The organism is Stenotrophomonas sp. CCNWLW57 (assembly GCF_037203925.1).
In the GTDB taxonomy this organism is placed as follows: Bacteria; Pseudomonadota; Gammaproteobacteria; order Xanthomonadales; family Xanthomonadaceae; genus Stenotrophomonas; species Stenotrophomonas rhizophila_A.
This window is the reverse complement of the sequence record NZ_JBBCBJ010000002.1, coordinates 426286-444882: the sequence shown is the minus strand read 5'-3', so window position 1 is coordinate 444882 and position 18597 is coordinate 426286. Positions and strand designations below refer to the sequence as shown.

At 64.7% G+C, this 18597-nt stretch carries 17 protein-coding genes and 1 tRNA gene; 17 read left to right on the top strand and 1 reads right to left on the bottom strand.

The genetic code is table 11. The features are described 5' to 3' along the window. Positions 1–11: 11 nt before the first annotated feature. The gene (locus tag V9K91_RS06880) at positions 12–1877 is read right to left on the bottom strand and encodes a sulfatase-like hydrolase/transferase (RefSeq protein WP_336443255.1); all 1866 of its coding nucleotides are present in this window, start codon (positions 1875–1877) and stop codon (positions 12–14) included. A gap of 200 nt (positions 1878–2077) precedes the next feature. Between V9K91_RS06880 and V9K91_RS06875 the strand changes: the two genes are divergently transcribed. The 17 genes from V9K91_RS06875 (at position 2078) to V9K91_RS06795 (ending at position 18596) form a co-directional block, all read left to right on the top strand. After that, positions 2078–3013: a 2-oxoglutarate and iron-dependent oxygenase domain-containing protein gene (locus V9K91_RS06875; protein ID WP_068853418.1), complete on the top strand. Its 936-nt coding sequence runs from the start codon at positions 2078–2080 to the stop codon at positions 3011–3013. A gap of 617 nt (positions 3014–3630) precedes the next feature. Continuing rightward, positions 3631–4386: a triose-phosphate isomerase gene (gene tpiA, locus V9K91_RS06870; RefSeq protein ID WP_068853416.1), complete on the top strand. Its 756-nt coding sequence runs from the start codon at positions 3631–3633 to the stop codon at positions 4384–4386. Positions 4387–4408: 22 nt separating this feature from the next. Continuing rightward, the gene (gene secG, locus V9K91_RS06865) at positions 4409–4852 is read left to right on the top strand and encodes a preprotein translocase subunit SecG (RefSeq protein ID WP_095363552.1); all 444 of its coding nucleotides are present in this window, start codon (positions 4409–4411) and stop codon (positions 4850–4852) included. A gap of 61 nt (positions 4853–4913) precedes the next feature. Then, positions 4914–4998, top strand: a tRNA-Leu gene (locus V9K91_RS06860). Between the two features lie 112 nt (positions 4999–5110). Next, positions 5111–5467: an NADH-quinone oxidoreductase subunit A gene (locus tag V9K91_RS06855; protein WP_026069699.1), complete on the top strand. Its 357-nt coding sequence runs from the start codon at positions 5111–5113 to the stop codon at positions 5465–5467. After that, on the top strand, positions 5458–6012 hold the full coding sequence (locus V9K91_RS06850; protein WP_017354657.1) for an NADH-quinone oxidoreductase subunit B: 555 nt from the start codon (positions 5458–5460) through the stop codon (positions 6010–6012). The genes V9K91_RS06855 and V9K91_RS06850 overlap by 10 nt, the downstream gene beginning before the upstream one ends. A 32-nt stretch (positions 6013–6044) precedes the next feature. Further along, positions 6045–6794 carry an NADH-quinone oxidoreductase subunit C gene (locus V9K91_RS06845; protein WP_095363457.1) on the top strand — a complete coding sequence of 250 codons (750 nt, stop codon included), beginning with the start codon at positions 6045–6047 and terminating at the stop codon, positions 6792–6794. Beyond that, on the top strand, positions 6791–8098 hold the full coding sequence (locus tag V9K91_RS06840) for an NADH-quinone oxidoreductase subunit D (protein ID WP_095363456.1): 1308 nt from the start codon (positions 6791–6793) through the stop codon (positions 8096–8098). The genes V9K91_RS06845 and V9K91_RS06840 overlap by 4 nt, the downstream gene beginning before the upstream one ends. Positions 8099–8192: 94 nt before the next feature. Beyond that, the gene (gene nuoE / locus V9K91_RS06835; RefSeq protein ID WP_042614963.1) at positions 8193–8720 is read left to right on the top strand and encodes an NADH-quinone oxidoreductase subunit NuoE; all 528 of its coding nucleotides are present in this window, start codon (positions 8193–8195) and stop codon (positions 8718–8720) included. Positions 8721–8723: 3 nt separating this feature from the next. After that, positions 8724–10064 carry an NADH-quinone oxidoreductase subunit NuoF gene (gene nuoF / locus V9K91_RS06830; RefSeq protein ID WP_093532774.1) on the top strand — a complete coding sequence of 447 codons (1341 nt, stop codon included), beginning with the start codon at positions 8724–8726 and terminating at the stop codon, positions 10062–10064. After that, positions 10061–12304: an NADH-quinone oxidoreductase subunit NuoG gene (nuoG, locus tag V9K91_RS06825; RefSeq protein WP_095363455.1), complete on the top strand. Its 2244-nt coding sequence runs from the start codon at positions 10061–10063 to the stop codon at positions 12302–12304. The genes nuoF and nuoG overlap by 4 nt, the downstream gene beginning before the upstream one ends. After that, entirely contained in the window at positions 12301–13392 is a 1092-nt protein-coding gene (gene nuoH / locus V9K91_RS06820; protein ID WP_068853406.1) for an NADH-quinone oxidoreductase subunit NuoH, read from the top strand. The genes nuoG and nuoH overlap by 4 nt, the downstream gene beginning before the upstream one ends. Positions 13393–13395: 3 nt before the next feature. Beyond that, on the top strand, positions 13396–13884 hold the full coding sequence (gene nuoI, locus V9K91_RS06815; RefSeq protein ID WP_068853404.1) for an NADH-quinone oxidoreductase subunit NuoI: 489 nt from the start codon (positions 13396–13398) through the stop codon (positions 13882–13884). Between the two features lie 6 nt (positions 13885–13890). Continuing rightward, positions 13891–14550: an NADH-quinone oxidoreductase subunit J gene (locus V9K91_RS06810; RefSeq protein ID WP_176472628.1), complete on the top strand. Its 660-nt coding sequence runs from the start codon at positions 13891–13893 to the stop codon at positions 14548–14550. Next, positions 14547–14852, top strand: a complete 306-nt coding sequence (nuoK, locus tag V9K91_RS06805) for an NADH-quinone oxidoreductase subunit NuoK (RefSeq protein WP_068853402.1) — start codon at positions 14547–14549, stop codon at positions 14850–14852. Before V9K91_RS06810 ends, nuoK begins: the two co-directional genes overlap by 4 nt. A 7-nt stretch (positions 14853–14859) precedes the next feature. Beyond that, complete coding sequence (gene nuoL, locus V9K91_RS06800) at positions 14860–17064, top strand: NADH-quinone oxidoreductase subunit L (RefSeq protein WP_336443256.1); 2205 nt, start codon at positions 14860–14862, stop codon at positions 17062–17064. A 23-nt stretch (positions 17065–17087) separates the two neighbouring features. Further along, positions 17088–18596, top strand: a complete 1509-nt coding sequence (locus V9K91_RS06795) for an NADH-quinone oxidoreductase subunit M (RefSeq protein ID WP_336443257.1) — start codon at positions 17088–17090, stop codon at positions 18594–18596. Position 18597: the final 1 nt, after the last annotated feature.

Below are 18597 nucleotides of genomic sequence, written 5' to 3'. Positions count from 1 at the left end.
GACAATCAACGTCATTGCTTGCGGAAGTGGGTCAACGCGTTCCAGGCAGTCCGCACTGCCGCCGGGTCCGGCGGCCGGTCGTGCAGGGGCAGGTAGTGGGCGTCCAGGGTGGTGGCGTTACCGAACTTGTCGAACACGTAGGTGCGGTCGCCTTCCCGGATGCCGCGCTGCGACCAGCTTTCCACCAGCAGGGGACGCGTCGGGCGGGTGGCGTCGAACAGGTCCTGGCCGGTGCTGAAATCGGCCAGTGCGTTCTCGCAGCCCAGCCCGTGGCGCATCAGGGTCGGCACCCAGTCTTCGTGGCTGCTGGCGGCGTCGTGCCGTGCCGGGTCACGCCCGGGCCAGTGCAGCACGAACGGCACCTGCATCTGGTAGTCCGAGAAGTTGCCGTTGTGGCCCCAGTAGTTCAGGCCCAGGTCGTTGAATTCTTCGGCGTGGTCGCCGGTGACCAGCACGATGGTGTTGTCGGCCTGGCCACTCTCGCGAAGGGTTGCCAGCAGCTGGCCGATCAAGGCATCGGTGTAATGCACGGCGGTGCGATAGCGGTTGCGCTCGGGCGTGGCGTCGTGCTCGTCGTCGAAGGCAAGGAAGTTCACTTCGGTGGCCATCGGCGTGGCCAGCGCAGGGTAGGCCTCCGGCAGGTGGTACGGCGCGTGGGTGCTGTCCAGGAACACCATGCCGAACCAGTGGCCGCCGCCGGGCTGGCGGATGTCCGTACCGAGCGCATCGACGATGTGCTGGTCACGCGCGGCGACCGCCAACGACGACGGCGCGGTATGCAGCTGGTCGCGTACCTGGGCGAACACGGTGCGGTCGAATTCGGGGCTGTACAGCGGTGCACTGCCGTACAGGTGCAGGTCGTAGCCCTGTCGCTGCAGCACGTCGAACAGGATCGAGCCGCGCTGCTCGCTGAGCATGCTGGACCAATAGCCGCCGGGCAGGCCGTAGAGCAGGCCGAACAGGCCATAACGGGTGGCGTTACCGCTGCTGTAGTGGTGGTCGAACACCTCCGATTGCTGCGCCAGCGCCCAGGTGTTGGGCATGGTGGTGGCATCCAGCGCGTCGTGCCGCAGCGATTCGAGCACCACCACCAGCACATTGGGTCGGGTGTGGCTCTGGCAGCGCAGCGGCTGCAGCGGGTACTGCAGCTGGCTGTGGCGCGGATCGGGCAGGTTGGCCTGCGGCAGGCTGCGTACGCCAAGGCGGTGCATGTGGCGCTTGGCGGTGATCGGCTGCGCCCACGGCAGGTAGGCCCACTGGCCGGTCACGGCGCGCTCGCCCAGGGCGTCGTAATAGGCCGTGGCGATCTGGCCGGTAGCCATCAGCGCCAGTCCGGCGGACCAGGCCAACAGCACCGGGCGGCGCCGGGCGCGGTCGGGCACCAGTTTCCAGCAGGCCCAGGCCAGCAGGACTTCGGCGGTGGCCACGGCCGCCAGCACGCCCAGCGACTGCAGCCAGCTCTGCCAGGACAGGGCCACCTGGTCCTGCAGCGCGCCCCCGAACACCATGTTCATCACCATGGCATTGAGGTGGAAGCGGTACAGCGCGAAGACCTTTGCATCCACCAGCAGCAGGCACAGCCACAGGCCCTGCAGCAGCACGGCGCTGACCACCAGCGGCCGCGGCGAGCGCGGCCACAGCCCCACGGCCAGTGGCAGCAGCGACACCAGGCTGCCAAAGGCAAGGAAATGACCCGGAAGGGCGAGGGCCAGGTAGCCCAGCCCCAATGCGCCACCGGGGTTGTCGTGCAGGGGCGTGTTGCCCAGCGCGATGGCAATGGCCACGCAGGCGTTGATGGCGGTGAACAGGCTCAGCCAGCCCAGTCGCGTCCAGCGCGTGGGTGCGGGCGAAGGGGAGGCGGGGCGCGATACGTCCATGCAGGGTCGGTCAGATAGGGTGAATCGGAAGACGTGGCGGCGGCGTCCTGTGCCGCCCGGCCGCGTCGACGCGGTGGGCGGGCGCATTGTATCGGTTTGTATCAACCTATCGGCGGCGTCGATTGTCCGATCTGGCACAATGTTCAGCCGGGCCACAGGCGTGGCCCCGCATACCCACCACGAACAAGCCAGGAATCGCTGTGAGCCAGATCCCCACCCTCGACATCACCCGTTTCGACAGTGACCGCGATGCCTTCGTCGCCGAGCTCGGGGCGGCCTACCGTGAATGGGGTTTCGCGGGTATCCGCAACCACGGCATCCCGCAGGCTGACATCGACGCGGCCTACGACGTATTCAAAGCCTTCTTCGCGCTGCCGGAAGCCACCAAGCTGCAGTACCACCTGCCGGGCACCGGCGGCGCGCGTGGCTACACGCCGTTCGGCGTGGAAACGGCGAAGGGCTCCAAGCACTTCGACCTGAAGGAGTTCTGGCATATCGGCCGTGAGATCCCGGACGACTCGAAGTACCGTGACGTGATGGCCCCCAACCTGTGGCCGACCGAGGTCCCGGGCTTCAAGGAGAAGGGCTACGGCCTGTACCAGGAACTGGACAAGCTGGGCTCGCGCGTGCTGTCGGCCCTGGCGCTGCACATCGGCCTGCCGATCGACTTCTTCGCGGACAAGACCAACAACGGCAATTCGATCCTGCGCCCGATCCACTACCCGCCGATCACCGCCGACGACATCCCGAACGTGCGCGCGGGCGCGCATGGCGACATCAACTTCATCACGCTGCTGGTGGGCGCCAGCGCGGCCGGCCTGGAAGTGCAGTCGCACGAGGGCAAGTGGGTGCCGTTCACCTCGGACGCGGACACCATCGTGGTCAACATCGGCGACATGCTGCAGCGCCTGACCAACCACGTGTACCCGTCCACCATCCACCGCGTGGTCAACCCCCCGGGCGAGCAGGCCCGCCAGCCGCGTTACTCGGTGCCGTTCTTCCTGCACCCGAACCCGGACTTCCTGATCGACGTGCTGCCGACCTGCATCACCCCGGAAAACCCGAGCCGCTACCCGGAGCCGATCACCGCGCATGGCTTCCTCGAAGAGCGGCTGCGTGAGATCAAGCTGAAGTAAGAGAAGGCCGCCGAAGGGCGGCCTTCTCCGCTCTGGGCGATCCGGAAACCAATAGGCCTTTAGCGGGTGATCCCGATCCCAATGGGCCCGTGGTTGGTTAATCCCGATCCCAATGGGCTCGTAACAATTCGTAGCCCCGGCCGTTGGCCGGACACCGCATCCGGCGACCGTTACGTAACGATCGCGGCCGACACCCCGGCGTTTACACATTCCGGAGCCGCACGTCGGGTGGTCATGACCCTTGATCGAAAAGCAGCCGGCCAACGGCCGGCACTACCGCTTCGGACGCTGTAAACGTCGGAAACCGGGTCGCAATCATCATGTAATTGTCTCCGGACGCTTGCGCCGCGCTCCGCGCGGTGTCCGGCCAACGGCCGGGGCTACGAATTGTTACGTAGCGTCCGCAGGCCGGGATCAACCAGTCAGTGGACGACCGAGGTGCCTGCGGTATCCGTCGGAATGTCGCCCCGCGACGGTAGCGCCGGCCGTTGGCCGGCCCGCAGGCTGCCCGATCCCTCTTGGAAATCAATATCCATTTGAAATGTAAGCGTTTTCGGGAAACGCGCATTCGTTACATCCGGTATCATTGCCGGCTGATACCCCAAAGGAGCCCCCCCATGCGCCGCAAGATCGTCGCCGGTAACTGGAAGCTGCACGGCAGCCGTCAATTCGCGACCGAGCTGGTCAGCGATATCGTCGCCAGCCTGCCGAAGGGTGGGGTAGAGGTCGTCATCCTGCCGCCGCTTCCGTACCTGGGTGAGCTGGTCGAGGCCTTCGAGGGCCGTGCCGTCGCTTTTGGCTCGCAGGATGTCAGCTCCAACGAAAAGGGCGCCTACACCGGCGAAGTCTGCGCCGCCATGCTGGCCGACGTCGGTGCCCGCTATGGGCTGGTCGGCCATTCCGAGCGCCGCCAGTACCACAATGAGAGCAGCGAGCTGGTGGCCCGCAAGTTCGCCGCCGCCGTGCATGCCGGCCTGGTGCCGGTGCTGTGCGTGGGCGAAACCCTGGAGCAGCGTGAGGCTGGCCAGACCGAAGACGTCATCGCCAGCCAGCTGGCGCCCGTGCTGGAGCTGGTTGGCCCGGCCGGGTTCCAGCATGCCGTGGTGGCCTACGAGCCGGTCTGGGCCATTGGCACCGGCCGCACCGCCACCAAGGAGCAGGCCCAGCAGGTCCACGCGTTCATCCGTGGCGAAGTGGCCAAGCTCGATGCTAGAATTGCCGATTCGTTGCCCATCCTGTACGGCGGCAGCGTGAAGCCCGACAACGCAGCGGAACTGTTCGCGCAGCCCGATGTCGATGGTGGGCTGGTGGGCGGCGCCTCGCTGGTGGCCGCGGATTTCCTGGCCATCGCCCATGCGGCGGCCGCTATTTGACATGCCCGAGGGCGGATTCGAAATGCTGATGTTGATCCTCAATGTGGTCTACGTGCTGGTCGCGGTGTCCATGATCGCGCTCATCCTGATGCAGCGTGGTTCCGGCGCGGCCGCAGGCTCGGGTTTCGGTGCCGGCGCTTCGGGCACGGTGTTCGGCGCGCGCGGCGCGTCCAACTTCCTGTCCAAGTCGACCAAGTGGCTGGCCGTGGTGTTCTTCGGCATCAGCCTGTTCATGGCCTGGTACGCCAGCCATGGCGCGCGCCCGGCGGTCCAGCAGGACCTCGGCGTGATGTCTGCCCCGGTTGCGCCCAGCGCCCCGGCGGTCCCCGCAGGTGAGCTGCCGGCCGTGCCGAAGGCCCCGGAAGCCGCTGTCCAGCAGCCGGTTCCGCAGGCTACTGTGCCGGCTCAGGCGGAAACGCCGAAATCGGGTGAAGAAAAGCCTTCGGAAGGCTCCCAGACTCCCTGAAGACGGTTACAATATGCGGCGCGTTGGGGGATTCGATTGGAACTCCCGGCGCGATACGTAAGCCCAGGTGGCGGAATTGGTAGACGCACTACCTTGAGGTGGTAGCGACTTAGGTCGTAGGGGTTCGAGTCCCCTCTTGGGCACCATTTTGTTTGTAAGCGGATACGTCTGGCGCGCAAAGCGCCAGTAGCGTTTTCCGTCCACTCCCCCATGCCAAGACGCCTGCAGGCGTGGCGGCAGAGGCAAGAGAGAATCGCTGTGCTGGCCGAATATTTGCCGTCTCTGCTGTTTCTGATTGTTGCCACCGGTATCGGCGTTGCGCTGATGCTGGTCGGCCGGTTCCTCGGTCCCCGGCGTCCTGATCTGAAAAAGCTCTCGCCGTACGAATGCGGCTTCGAGGCTTTCGAGGACGCGCGCATGAAGTTCGATGTGCGCTACTACCTGATCGCCATCCAGTTCATCGTATTTGACTTGGAAATCATCTTCATCGTGCCGTGGACCCAGGTCTTCATGGAGCTGGGCGCACGTTCGCTGGTCACGATGGGCCTGTTCGTGGGCATGCTTTTCCTCGGTTTCATTTACGTCTGGAAGAAGGGAGCGCTGGAATGGGAGTAATTCAGACTCTCGATGGCCTGATGAACAACCCGGTCCCGGAAGGGCGGGTCGATGACATCCTGCGCCCCGAAGGCGACAACCCGCTGCTCGAGAAGGGCTATGTGACCACCAGCGTCGACGCGCTGTTGAACTGGGCACGTACCGGCTCGATGTGGCCCATGACCTTCGGTCTGGCCTGCTGCGCGGTTGAAATGATGCATGCCGGTGCCGCGCGCCTGGACCTTGACCGCTACGGCGTGGTGTTCCGCCCGTCGCCGCGCCAGTCCGACGTGATGATCGTGGCCGGCACCCTGGTCAACAAGATGGCCCCGGCCCTGCGCAAGGTCTACGACCAGATGCCGGACCCGAAGTGGGTCATCTCCATGGGCAGCTGCGCCAACGGTGGCGGCTACTACCACTACTCGTATGCAGTGGTGCGTGGTTGCGACCGCGTGGTGCCGGTGGACGTGTACGTCCCCGGTTGTCCGCCTACCGCCGAAGCGCTGGTGTACGGGATCCTGCAGCTGCAGAAGAAGATCTGGCGTACGCAGACCATCGCCCGCTGACATTCCTCCTGACAAGAGCACGCCAAGCCCCCATGGCAGAGCAAGCATCCTTCATCGACCGACTTTCCGCACGTTTCGCTGGTGCGCAGGTCTTCGTGGTCGAACCCCGCGGCGAAGTGACGCTGGAAGTGCCCGCCGCTGACTGGCATGCCACCGCTCTGGCGCTGCGCGACGAATTCGGTTTCGAGCAGGCCGTTGACCTGTGCGGCCTGGACTACCTCGGCTACGGCAGCGACGAGTGGGACACCTCCGATGTCTCCTCGCAGGGCTTCAGCCGTGGCGTCGAGGGCAAGTCCGTCGGCCGTTTCGCCTGGGGCGAGTTCCCCACCCGCGAAACCAGCGATGGCGCCCAGCCGCAGCCGGTGCCGCTGCAGCGCTACGCGGTGGTCGCCCAGCTGCGTTCCTACCAGCACAACCTCACCATGCGCATCCGCTGCTTTGCGCCGAACGAGGAACTGCCGGTGGTCGCCTCGCTGACCAACGTGTGGCCGGGCCTGAACTGGTTCGAGCGCGAAGCGTTCGACCTGTTCGGCGTGATCTTCGAAGGCCACCCGGACCTGCGCCGCATCCTGACCGACTACGGCTTCGTGGGGCATCCGTTCCGCAAGGACTTCCCGCTGATCGGCAACGTCGAAGTCCGCTACGACGAAGAAAAGAAGCGCGTTGTCTATGAGCCGGTCACCTCGGTCGAGCCGCGTGTCGGCGTGCCGCGCGTGATCCGTGACGACGCCCGTTTCCAGACCGCTGCCGGCGAAAGCGCGCAGACGGAGGCAAGCAAGTGAGTGAGTTCCAGCAAGCCCACCAGGCATTTGCGAGCAACCCGGCCGAACTGCGCCAGGAAATCCGCAACTACACCATGAACTTCGGTCCCCAGCATCCGGCCGCGCACGGTGTGCTGCGCCTGATCCTGGAAATGGACGGCGAAACCATCATGCGCGCCGACCCGCACGTCGGCCTGCTGCACCGTGGTACCGAAAAGCTGGCCGAATCCAAGCCGTTCAACCAGTCCATCGGTTACATGGACCGCCTGGATTACGTGTCCATGATGTGCAACGAGCACGCCTACGTGCGCGCCATCGAAACCCTGATGGGGATCGAAGCGCCCGAGCGTGCCCAGTACATCCGCACCATGTTCGATGAAATCACCCGCATCCTGAACCACCTGATGTGGCTGGGTTCCAACGCGCTCGACCTGGGCGCGATGGCGGTGATGCTGTACGCCTTCCGCGAACGCGAAGAGCTGATGGACTGCTACGAAGCGGTCAGCGGCGCGCGCATGCACGCGGCGTACTACCGTCCGGGCGGCGTCTACCGCGACCTGCCGGACCAGATGCCCAAGTACAAGGAATCGCGCTGGCACAAGGGCAAGGCCCTGAAGAACCTCAACGCCTCGCGCGAAGGTTCGCTGCTGGACTTCCTGGAAAACTTCACGGTCGAGTTCCCCGGCCGCGTCGACGAATACGAAACCCTGCTCACCGACAACCGTATCTGGAAGCAGCGTACGGTCGGCATCGGCGTGGTCAGCCCGGAACTGGCGCATGCCTGGGGCATGACCGGCGTGATGCTGCGTGGCTCGGGCGTGGCCTGGGACCTGCGCAAGAAGCAGCCGTATGCCAAGTACGATGCCGTCGATTTCGACATCCCGCTGGGCAAGGAAGGCGACTGCTACGACCGCTACCTGGTCCGCGTGGCCGAGATGCGCGAATCCAACCGCATCATCAAGCAGTGCGTGCAGTGGCTGCGTGCCAACCCCGGCCCGGTCATGGTCAAGAACTTCAAGGTCGCCCCGCCCAGCCGCGAGGACATGAAGGACGACATGGAAGCGCTGATCCATCACTTCAAGCTGTTCAGTGAAGGCTACTGCGTCCCGGCCGGCGAAACCTACGCCGCGGTTGAAGCGCCCAAGGGCGAGTTCGGCTGCTACCTGATGTCCGATGGCGCCAACAAGCCGTTCCGCGTGCACCTGCGCGCGCCGGGCTTCGCCCATCTGTCCTCGATCGACTCGGTCGTGCGCGGGCACATGCTCGCCGACGTGGTGGCCATGATCGGCACCTACGACCTGGTGTTCGGCGAGGTGGACCGGTAATGGCCACCGCATGCACGATGCCTGACACCCGCCGGCTGCTGCCGGCGCTGCAGGTTCTGGTTTTTAACGATTTGGTATTCGCTGAGGTCGGCCGATGAAGGCGACGGGTAATTTCGAGGCGGCGCGTGACGTCGACCCGATGGTGGTGTTGAGCGACAAGACGCGCGCGCACATCGATCACTGGCTGTCCAAGTTCCCGCCGGACCGCAAGCGTTCGGCGGTGCTGCAGGGCCTGCACGCCGCCCAGGAACAGAACGCCGGTTGGTTGACCGACGAGCTGATCGCCGGCGTGGCCAAGTACCTGGACCTGCCGCCGGTGTGGGCCTACGAAGTGGCCAGTTTCTACTCGATGTTCGAGCTGGAAAAGGTCGGCCGCCACAACGTTGCCTTCTGCACCAACATCAGCTGCTGGTTGAACGGCGCCGAAGACCTGGTCGCGCATGCCGAGAAGAAGCTCGGCTGCAGGACCGGCCAGTCCACCGCCGATGGCCGCATCTACCTCAAGCGTGAAGAAGAATGCCTGGCCGGTTGCGCCGGTGCGCCGATGATGGTCATCAACGGCCATTACCACGAGCGCCTGACCGTCGAGAAAGTCGACGAGCTGCTGGACGGGTTGGAGTAAGACATGGCACATCATCACGCACCCCAGGGTCCGGTCGGTCCCGCACCGCTGCCGCACCAGGTGGTCTACACCACCTTGCACTACGACACCCCGTGGTCGTACGAGAACTACCTCAAGACCGGTGGTTATGCCGCCCTGCGCAAGATCCTCGAAGAGAAGATCTCGCCGGAGCAGGTCATCGAGATGGTCAAGCAGTCGAACCTGCGCGGCCGCGGTGGCGCCGGCTTCCCGACCGGCCTGAAGTGGTCCTTCATGCCCAAGGGCACCATGCAGAAGTACATCCTGTGCAACTCGGACGAATCCGAGCCGGGTACCTGCAAGGACCGCGACATCCTGCGCTACAACCCGCATTCGGTGGTGGAAGGCATGGCGATCGCCTGCTACGCCACCGGCAGCACCGTGGGCTACAACTACCTGCGTGGTGAATTCCACCACGAGCCGTTCGAGAACTTCGAACAGGCGCTGGCCGACGCGTATGCGAATGGCTGGTTGGGCAAGGACATCCTCGGCAGCGGCGTGGACATCGACATCTATGGCGCGCTCGGCGCCGGCGCCTACATCTGCGGCGAAGAAACCGCGCTGATGGAGTCGCTGGAAGGCAAGAAGGGCCAGCCGCGCTACAAGCCGCCGTTCCCGGCCAACTTCGGCCTGTACGGCAAGCCGTCGACGATCAACAACACCGAGACGTATGCCTCGGTGCCGGCGATCATCCGCAACGGCCCGGAGTGGTTCCAGGGCCTGAGCCTGACCAAGAACGGCGGCCCGAAGATCTTCTCGGTCTCCGGTTGCGTGCAAAAGGGCGGCAACTTCGAAGTGCCGCTGGGCACCACCTTCGACGAGCTGCTGGAAATGGCCGGCGGCCTCAAGCCGGGCCGCACCCTCAAGGGCGCGGTGCCGGGCGGCGTCTCGATGCCGGTGCTGAAGGCCGAAGAGCTCAAGGGCCTGCAGATGGACTACGACACCCTGCGTGCCCTGGGCACCGGCCTGGGGTCGGGTGCCATCGTGGTGCTCGACGACAGCGTGTGCTGCGTCAAGTTCGCCTGCCGCATCAGCCAGTTCTTCCACAAGGAATCCTGTGGCCAGTGCACCCCGTGCCGTGAAGGCACCGGCTGGATGCACCGCGTGCTCGAGCGCATCGTCGCCGGCAAGGCCACCATGGAAGACCTGCACCAGTTGAAGGCAGTGGCCGGCCAGATCGAAGGCCACACCATCTGCGCGTTCGGTGAAGCGGCGGCATGGCCCATCCAGGGCTTCCTGCGCCAGTTCTGGGACGAATTCGAGTACTACATCGTCAACGGTCATTCGATGGTTGACGGCAAGAAGGTGGAGGCAGCCGCCGCATGAGCGCGCAACCCAACAATCCTGGTGGCACCCCGGCGATCGTGCCGGAAGGGCATGTGACCGTCGAGATCGACGGCCAGTCCCTGGTCGTGCCCAAGGGCTCGATGATCATCCAGGCCGCCGACAAGGCCGGCATTTCGATCCCGCGCTTCTGCTACCACGAGAAGCTGCCGATCGCGGCCAACTGCCGCATGTGCCTGGTCGACGTTGAAAAGTCGCCCAAGCCTGCGCCGGCCTGCGCCACCCCGGTGATGGATGGCATGAAGGTCGCCACCCGCAGCGAGAAGGCCCTGAAGTTCCAGCGTTCGGTGATGGAGTTCCTGCTCATCAACCACCCGCTGGACTGCCCGATCTGCGACCAGGGCGGCGAGTGCGAGCTGCAGGACGTCTCGCTCGGCTATGGCCGTTCGGTGAGCCGCTTCAACGAGCGCAAGCGCGTGGTGCCCGACGAGGACATCGGTCCGCTGGTCGCCACCGAAATGACCCGCTGCATCCAGTGCACCCGCTGCGTCCGCTTCACCGCCGACGTTGCCGGTACCTATGAACTGGGTGGCATGTACCGCGGTGAGAACCTGCAGATCGGCACCTACGACGGCAAGCCGCTGACCACCGAGCTGTCCGGCAACGTCGTCGACGTGTGCCCGGTCGGCGCGCTGACCAACAAGGTGTTCCAGTTCCGCGCCCGTCCGTGGGAGCTGACCGCGCGCGAATCGCTGGGTTACCACGACGCGATGGGCTCGAACCTGTTCCTGCACGTGCGCCGCGGCGAAGTGCTGCGTTCGGTGCCGCGCGACAATGAACTGGTCAACGAATGCTGGCTGTCCGACCGCGACCGTTATTCGCACCAGGGCCTGTACAGCGCCGACCGCGCCGTCAAGCCGCTGCGCAAGGTCAACGGCGAATGGCAGGAAGTGAGCTGGGCTGAAGGCCTGGCCGCTGCCCGCGAGATCCTGTCGGCCAACAAGGGCGACGACCTCGGCGTGCTGGTGCACCCCTCGGCCTCGAACGAGGAGGGCGCGCTGCTGGCCCGTCTCGCCAGCGGCCTGGGTACCGGCAACATCGACCACCGCATCAACAACCGCGACTTCTCCGACGCCGCCACTGCCGAGATCTTCGGCCTGTCGCTGGCCGAGATCGAAGGCGCCGACAGCATCGTCGTGCTCGGCAGCAACATCCGCCACGAGCTGCCGCTGCTGCACGCCCGCCTGCGCAAGGCGCAGACCACGCGCAACGCGAAGATCCACGCGATCAACCCGGTCGATTTCGATTTCGCCTTCAAGCTGGCCGGCAAGCAGATCGTGGCCCCGTCGAAGTTCGTCGAGGCCCTGGGCAACGCCGACCTGCGCCAGGCCGTGACCGGCACCGCCGTGCTGATCGTTGGTGGCATCGCCGAAAACCACCCGCAGGCTGCCGCGATCCGCGCTGCCGCGCGTGACTTCGCCGCCGCCACCGGCGCCAAGCTGTGCCGCATCCCGCAGGGCGCCAATGCCGTGGGCCTGTCCCGCGCCGGCGTGCTGCCGGCCGGCAAGGACGTCAACGCCATGCTGGCCCAGCCGCGCAAGGCCTATGCCCTGTACGGCATCGAGCCGGGCCTGGATTTCGCCGATACCGCCGCCGCCCGCAAGGCGCTGGCCGGTGCCCAGGTCGTGGCGTTCAGCCAGTTCGCCTGCGCCTCGACCCGCGATGTGGCCGATGTGATCCTGCCGATTGGCGCGCTGCCGGAAATCGAAGCCACCCTGACCAACCTCGATGGTCGCGAGCAGTCGGCCCGTGCCGGCGGCAAGCTGCCGGGCGAGGCCCGTGAAGGCTGGCGGGTGCTGCGTGCACTGGGCGGCGAACTGGCCCTGGCCGGTTTCGAGTTCACCGACCTGGCCGGCCTGCGTGCCAGCCTGGCTCCGGTCAGCGTCACCGTGTCCACCTCGGCGGCAACCCCGGTGGCTGGCGACGGCCTGGAAGTGGCGTCCACCGCTGCGATCTACCGCACCGATGCAGTGGTCCGCCGCGCCCAGGCGCTGCAGTCGCACCCGCTCAACGCCGCGCCGCGCATCGTGCTCAATGCCGATGACGCCGCGCGCCTGCAGCTGGTCGAAGGGCAGATGGCCAAGGTCGGCACCGATGCCGGTCGCGCCACGCTGCCGGTGGTGGTCGACGCCCGCGTCGCCGCGGGCTCGGTCTGGATTGAATCGGGCCACGGTGCAACCGCACCGCTGGGTGCCGCACGCGTAACGGTGGTGGCTGCATGAACGAATTGCTGTTGAACGCGGTCGACCCGCTCCACCAATGGCTCCTGGGCCTGGGTGAGATTGGCGCGCTGCTCTGGATCGTGCTGAAGATCCTGGTGATCGCCATGCCGGTGATCATCGCGGTGGCATTCTTCGTGGTCTGGGAACGCAAGCTGATCGGCTGGATGCACGTCCGCCACGGCCCGATGTACGTGGGCATGGGCATCTTCCAGGCCTTCGCCGACGTCTTCAAGCTGCTGTTCAAGGAGATCATCCAGCCGGCGAGCTCGCACAAGGCGATGTTCGTGCTGGCGCCGCTGATCACCCTGGCACCGGCCTTCGCGGCCTGGTCGGTGGTGCCGTTCGATGCGCAGGTGGTGCTGTCCAACGCCAACGCCGGCCTGCTGTACCTGTTGGCGATGACCTCGCTGGGCGTGTACGGCATCATCCTGGCCGGCTGGGCGTCCAACTCCAAGTACGCCTTCCTGGGTGCCATGCGCGCCTCGGCGCAGATGATCAGCTACGAAATCGCCATGGGCTTTGCCCTGGTCGGCGTGATGATCGCGGCCGGCAGCCTGAACCTGAGTGGCATCGTGATGGCGCAGGCCGGCAACTCCGGCTTCTTCGACTGGTTCCTGATTCCGCTGTTCCCGCTGTTCATCGTGTACTGGGTGTCCGGCGTTGCCGAAACCAACCGCGCGCCGTTCGACGTGGTGGAAGGTGAATCGGAAATCGTCGCCGGCCACATGGTCGAGTACTCCGGTGGTGCGTTCGCGCTGTTCTTCCTGGCCGAATACGCCAACATGATCCTGATCAGCTTCCTGATCTCGATCTTCTTCCTCGGCGGTTGGCTGAGCCCGTTCCAGGGCTGGATCACGGCGGACATCTCGCCGTGGATCGACTGGATCTGGAAGGGCGGTGCCCCGTGGCTGCTGTTGAAGGTGTTCTTCTTCGCCAGCGCCTACATCTGGTTCCGTGCCAGCTTCCCGCGTTTCCGTTATGACCAGATCATGCGTCTGGGATGGAAGGTCTTCATCCCGCTCACCATCGCGTGGATTGCGGTAACGGCTGTGATGGTGTTCTACGGCGTGATCCAGAAGGGCGTCTAAGTGATGAATCGAATTACCCATTACTTCAAAAGCCTGCTCCTGCTCGAGCTGCTCGGCGGTCTGTGGCTGACCCTGAAGTACACGTTCAAGCCCAAGTACACGCTGATGTACCCGATGGAGAAGTTCCCGCAGTCGCCGCGTTTCCGTGGCCTGCATGCGCTGCGCCGCTACCCCAACGGGGAAGAGCGCTGCATCGCCTGCAAGCTGTGCGAAGCGGTGTGCCCGGCGCTGGCCATCACCATCGATTCGGCCAAGCGCGAAGACGGCACCCGCCGTACCACCCGCTACGACATCGATCTGTTCAAGTGCATCTTCTGCGGCTTCTGTGAAGAAAGCTGCCCGGTGGACTCGATCGTCGAGACCCATATTCTCGAGTACCACTTCGAGAACCGTGGCGAAAACATCGTTACCAAGCCGCAGCTGCTGGCCATCGGTGATCGGCTTGAAGCCGAAATCGCCGAGCGTCGTGCCGCCGATGCCGCTTTCCGCTGAGGTTGAATGATGGATTGGGTAAATATCTTCTTCTGGGTCTTCTCCATCGTGGCGGGCATTTCCGCTGCGGCGGTGATCAGCGTGCGCAATCCGGTCTACGCCGTGCTGTGCCTGATCCTGACCTTCTTCTCCGTGGCCTGCATCTGGATCCTGGTCGGGGCTGAATTCCTCGGCGTGGCGCTGGTGCTGGTCTACGTCGGCGCGGTAATGGTGCTGTTCCTGTTCGTGGTGATGATGCTCGACATCGACGCCTCCAACCTGCGCGAAGGCTGGGTCCGTTACCTGCCGCTCGGGCTGGTGGTCGCGGTCACCATGCTGGTGCAGATGCTGATCCTGATCGGCGTGAAGGGCAGGGCGGTCAACCCGCTGCCGGCCGACAACGCCGCCGCGCTGGCCGCCGACAGCTCCAACATCACCTGGCTGGCGCGCAGCCTGTTCACCGAATACCTGCTGCCGTTCGAGTTCGCCGCCGTCATCCTGACCGTGGCCGTGGTCGCCGCCGTGATGCTGACCCTGCGTCGCCGCACCGGCCTGAAGACCCAGAACCCGACCGAGCAGACCATGGTCAAGGGCCGCGACCGCCTGCGCGTGGTCAAGATGGCGTCGGAAACCCCGGTGGTCCACACCAACACCAAGCCGTCCAGCAACGAGGAGGCTGCCCCGTGATCACCCTCGGTCATATCCTGGCACTCGGCGCGCTGCTGTTCTGCATCAGCCTTGCCGGCATCTTCCTCAACCGCAAGAACATCATCGTGCTGTTGATGTCCATCGAACTGATGCTGCTGTCGGTGAACATCAACTTCGTCGGGTTCTCGCGCGAAATGGGTGACACGGCCGGGCAGCTGTTCGTGTTCTTCATCCTCACCGTGGCCGCGGCCGAGGCCGCGATCGGCCTCGCGATCCTGGTAACCCTGTTCCGTACCCGCCGCACCATCAATGTCGGCGAAGTCGATTCGCTGAAGGGCTGATCCGTAGATGGAAATTACTCTCTCCAAGAGTCTGTTGATCGCAGTGGTGCTTGCACCGCTGGTCGGCAGCATCATCGCTGGCCTGTTCGGTCGTCAGGTAGGGCGCATCGGCGCGCAGACCGTCACCATCCTGGGTGTCGCGGTCAGCTGCGTGCTGTCCAGCTACGTGTTCTACCAGCTGCTGTGGGGTGGCGCGCAGCCGTTCAACCAGAACGTCTACACCTTCTTCGAGGTCGGCCAGTATTCGGCGCATGTCGGTTTCATGATCGACAAGCTGACCGCGATGATGATGGTCGTGGTCACCTTCGTGTCCTTCCTGGTCCACGTGTACACCATCGGCTACATGCAGGATGACCCGGGCTACCAGCGCTTCTTCAGCTACATCTCGCTGTTCACCTTCTCGATGCTCACCCTGGTGATGAGCAACAACTTCCTGCAGCTGTTCTTCGGCTGGGAAGCGGTGGGCCTGGTGTCGTACCTGCTGATCGGCTTCTGGTTCAAGCGCCCGACCGCGATCTTCGCCAACATGAAGGCGTTCCTGGTCAACCGCGTGGGTGACTTCGGCTTCATCCTGGGTATCGCCGGCGTGCTGTGGGTGTTCGGTTCGCTGGACTACGCCACTGTGTTCGCCAATGCCTCGGACATGCTGGTCAACAGCCAGTACTCGCACATCCAGGTGTGGTCCGGTGCGATCAGCCTGTTTGGCAGCTCCCTCCAGATCACCGAGGCACCGGTCATCTGGGCGACCGCCACCATCATCTGCATCTGCCTGTTCATTGGCGCCATGGGCAAGTCGGCCCAGGTTCCGCTGCACGTGTGGCTGCCGGACTCGATGGAAGGCCCGACCCCGATCTCGGCGCTGATCCACGCCGCGACGATGGTCACCGCGGGCATCTTCATGGTCACCCGCATGTCGCCGCTGTTCGAGCTGTCGCAGACCGCGCTGAACTTCGTGCTGTTCATCGGTGCCACCACCGCGTTCTTCACCGGCCTCATCGGCATCGTGCAGAACGACATCAAGCGCGTGGTCGCGTACTCCACGCTGTCCCAGCTGGGTTACATGACCGTGGCGCTGGGCGTGTCGGCCTACTCGGCGGCCGTGTTCCACCTGATGACCCACGCCTTCTTCAAGGCGCTGCTGTTCCTCGGCGCGGGCTCGGTGATCATCGCCATGCACCACGAGCAGGACATGCGCAAGATGGGCGGCCTGCGCAAGTACATGCCGATCACCTTCATCACCATGTGGATCGGCACCCTGGCCCTGGTCGGTACGCCGTTCTTCTCCGGCTTCTACTCCAAGGACACCATCATCGAGGCCGCGCAGCACCACGCGCACGTGTCGTCGAGCTGGGTGGCGACCTATGGCTACTGGGCCGTGCTGGGTGGCGTGATCGTCACCAGCTTCTACAGCTTCCGCCTGCTGTTCCTGACCTTCCATGGCAAGGAACGCTTCCGCGATGCGCATGATGATCATGGCCATGACGATCACCATGCCGCTGATGCGCATGCAGACGCCCATCATGCCGACGCCCACCACGGTGACGCGCACCATGACGACCACGGCCATGGCCACGGTCCGCATGAGCCGCACGAAACCCCGTGGGTGGTGACGCTGCCGCTGATCCTGCTGGCGATTCCGTCCATCTTCATCGGTTTCTTCAGCATCGGTCCGATGCTGTACGGCACCGACTGGGCCGGTCACCATGCCGAGCACGGCATCCCGGGCCAGGTGCATTCGTTCTTCACCGGCGTGGTCGATTTCTACGACCCGGCACGCAACACCATTGGTGCCCTGGCTGAAGAGTTCCATGGTCCGGTGGCGTTCGCCCTGCACGGCATGATGGCCCCGGCCTTCTTCCTGACCGTGGCAGGCTTCCTGCTGGCGGCCCTGTTCTACCTGTGGAAGCCGGAACTGGCCACGAAGTCGCGCAAGACCTTTGCGCCGCTGGTGTCGGTGCTGGAGAACAAGTACGGGTTCGACAAGCTCTGGATCGGCGGTTTCGCCGGTGGCGGCATCAAGCTGGGCAAGGTTTCGCGCGCGATCGACACGAACATCGTCGATGGTGTGGTGGTCAACGGTTCGGCACGCCTGATCGATCTGGCGGCCAACCTGCTGCGTCGCACCCAATCCGGTTTCCTCTATCACTACGCCTTCGCGATGATCATCGGCCTGATTGCCCTCCTGGGCGTCCTGATGCATTACCTGCGTTGATGACCTGTACGGAATAAGAAGACGTGTCGAACTGGCCTCTACTCAGTGTTCTCATCTGGCTGCCGATCCTCGGCGGTGCCTTGATCCTTGCCATCCGTGATGCGCAGACCGCCCGTTGGGCGTCGCTGGGCGTGGCGGTGCTGACCTTCGTGATCAGCCTGTCGCTGCTCAGCGGCTACGACGTGGCCAACGACGCACTGCAGTTCGTCGAGACCCGCGCCTGGATCCCGGCCTACGACATCGGCTACAACCTGGGCGTGGATGGCATCGCCATCGCGCTGATCCTGCTGACCACCCTGGTCTCGGTGCTGGCGCTGATCGGTGCCTGGAGCGCCATCGACAAGCGGGTCAACCAGTACGTGGCCGCCTTCCTGATCCTGGAAGGCGTCACCGTGGGCATCTTCGCTGCGACCGACGCGATGCTGTTCTACGTGTTCTTCGAAGCGATGCTGATCCCGATGTTCCTCATCATCGGTGTCTGGGGCGGCCCGCGCCGCATCTACGCCGCGCTGAAGTTCTTCCTGTACACCTTCCTCGGCTCGGTGCTGATGCTGGTGGCGCTGATCTACCTGTACCTGAAGGGCGGCAGCTTCCAGCTGGCCGACCTGTACCAGCTGCAGCTGTCGGCCCAGGAGCAGACCTGGATCTTCTTCGCGTTCCTGATCGCCTTCGCGGTCAAGGTGCCGATGTTCCCGGTCCACACCTGGCTGCCGGACGCCCACGTGGAAGCGCCGACCGCCGGTTCGGTGATCCTGGCCGCCATCGCCCTGAAGATCGGTGGCTACGGCTTCCTGCGCTTCAACCTGCCGATCGTGCCGGATGCTTCGCAGGAATGGGCATGTCTGGTGATCGCGCTGTCGCTGATCGCGGTGATCTACGTCGGCCTGGTGGCCCTGGTCCAGGACGACATGAAGAAGCTGATCGCCTATTCGTCGATCGCGCACATGGGCTTTGTCACCCTGGGCACCTTCATCGCCCTGTGGCTGGTGCGTGATGCCGGCAATGCCGATGCAGCCCGCCTGGGCCTGCAGGGTGCGATGGTGCAGATGGTCTCGCACGGCTTCGTGTCCGGCGCGATGTTCTCCTGCGTGGGCGTGCTGTACGACCGCATGCACAGCCGCCGCATCGCCGATTACGGCGGCGTGGTCAACGTGATGCCGTGGTTCGCCACCTTCGCGATGCTGTTCTTCATGGCCAATGCCGGCCTGCCGGGCACCAGCGGTTTCGTGGGCGAGTTCATGATCATCATGGCCAGCTTCCAGCGTAATCCGTGGCTGGCCCTGGCCGCCGCAACCACGCTGGTGATCACCGCTGCCTACACGCTGTGGCTGTACAAGCGCGTGTTCTTCGGTGAAGTGGCCAATGCGCATGTGGCCGAACTGAAGGACATCAACGGCCGTGAGTGGCTGGTGTTGGGTGTGTTCGCCGTGGGTACGCTGGCGCTGGGTCTGTATCCCAAGCCGCTGACCGACCTGATGGAACCCTCGATCGCGAAGCTGGCGATGCAGATCGCATCCAGCAAGTTGCTGTAAT

Coding starts and splice junctions, on each gene's coding strand:
- nuoE (WP_042614963.1), top strand. CDS start 8,193: ATGAAGGCGACGGGTAATTTCGAGGCGGCGCGTGACGTCGACCCGATG.
- nuoL (WP_336443256.1), top strand. CDS start 14,860: ATGGAAATTACTCTCTCCAAGAGTCTGTTGATCGCAGTGGTGCTTGCA.
- V9K91_RS06810 (WP_176472628.1), top strand. CDS start 13,891: ATGATGGATTGGGTAAATATCTTCTTCTGGGTCTTCTCCATCGTGGCG.
- V9K91_RS06880 (WP_336443255.1), bottom strand. CDS start 1,877: ATGGACGTATCGCGCCCCGCCTCCCCTTCGCCCGCACCCACGCGCTGG.
- V9K91_RS06850 (WP_017354657.1), top strand. CDS start 5,458: ATGGGAGTAATTCAGACTCTCGATGGCCTGATGAACAACCCGGTCCCG.
- nuoG (WP_095363455.1), top strand. CDS start 10,061: ATGAGCGCGCAACCCAACAATCCTGGTGGCACCCCGGCGATCGTGCCG.
- tpiA (WP_068853416.1), top strand. CDS start 3,631: ATGCGCCGCAAGATCGTCGCCGGTAACTGGAAGCTGCACGGCAGCCGT.
- nuoI (WP_068853404.1), top strand. CDS start 13,396: ATGAATCGAATTACCCATTACTTCAAAAGCCTGCTCCTGCTCGAGCTG.
- V9K91_RS06845 (WP_095363457.1), top strand. CDS start 6,045: ATGGCAGAGCAAGCATCCTTCATCGACCGACTTTCCGCACGTTTCGCT.
- nuoF (WP_093532774.1), top strand. CDS start 8,724: ATGGCACATCATCACGCACCCCAGGGTCCGGTCGGTCCCGCACCGCTG.
- secG (WP_095363552.1), top strand. CDS start 4,409: ATGCTGATGTTGATCCTCAATGTGGTCTACGTGCTGGTCGCGGTGTCC.
- nuoH (WP_068853406.1), top strand. CDS start 12,301: ATGAACGAATTGCTGTTGAACGCGGTCGACCCGCTCCACCAATGGCTC.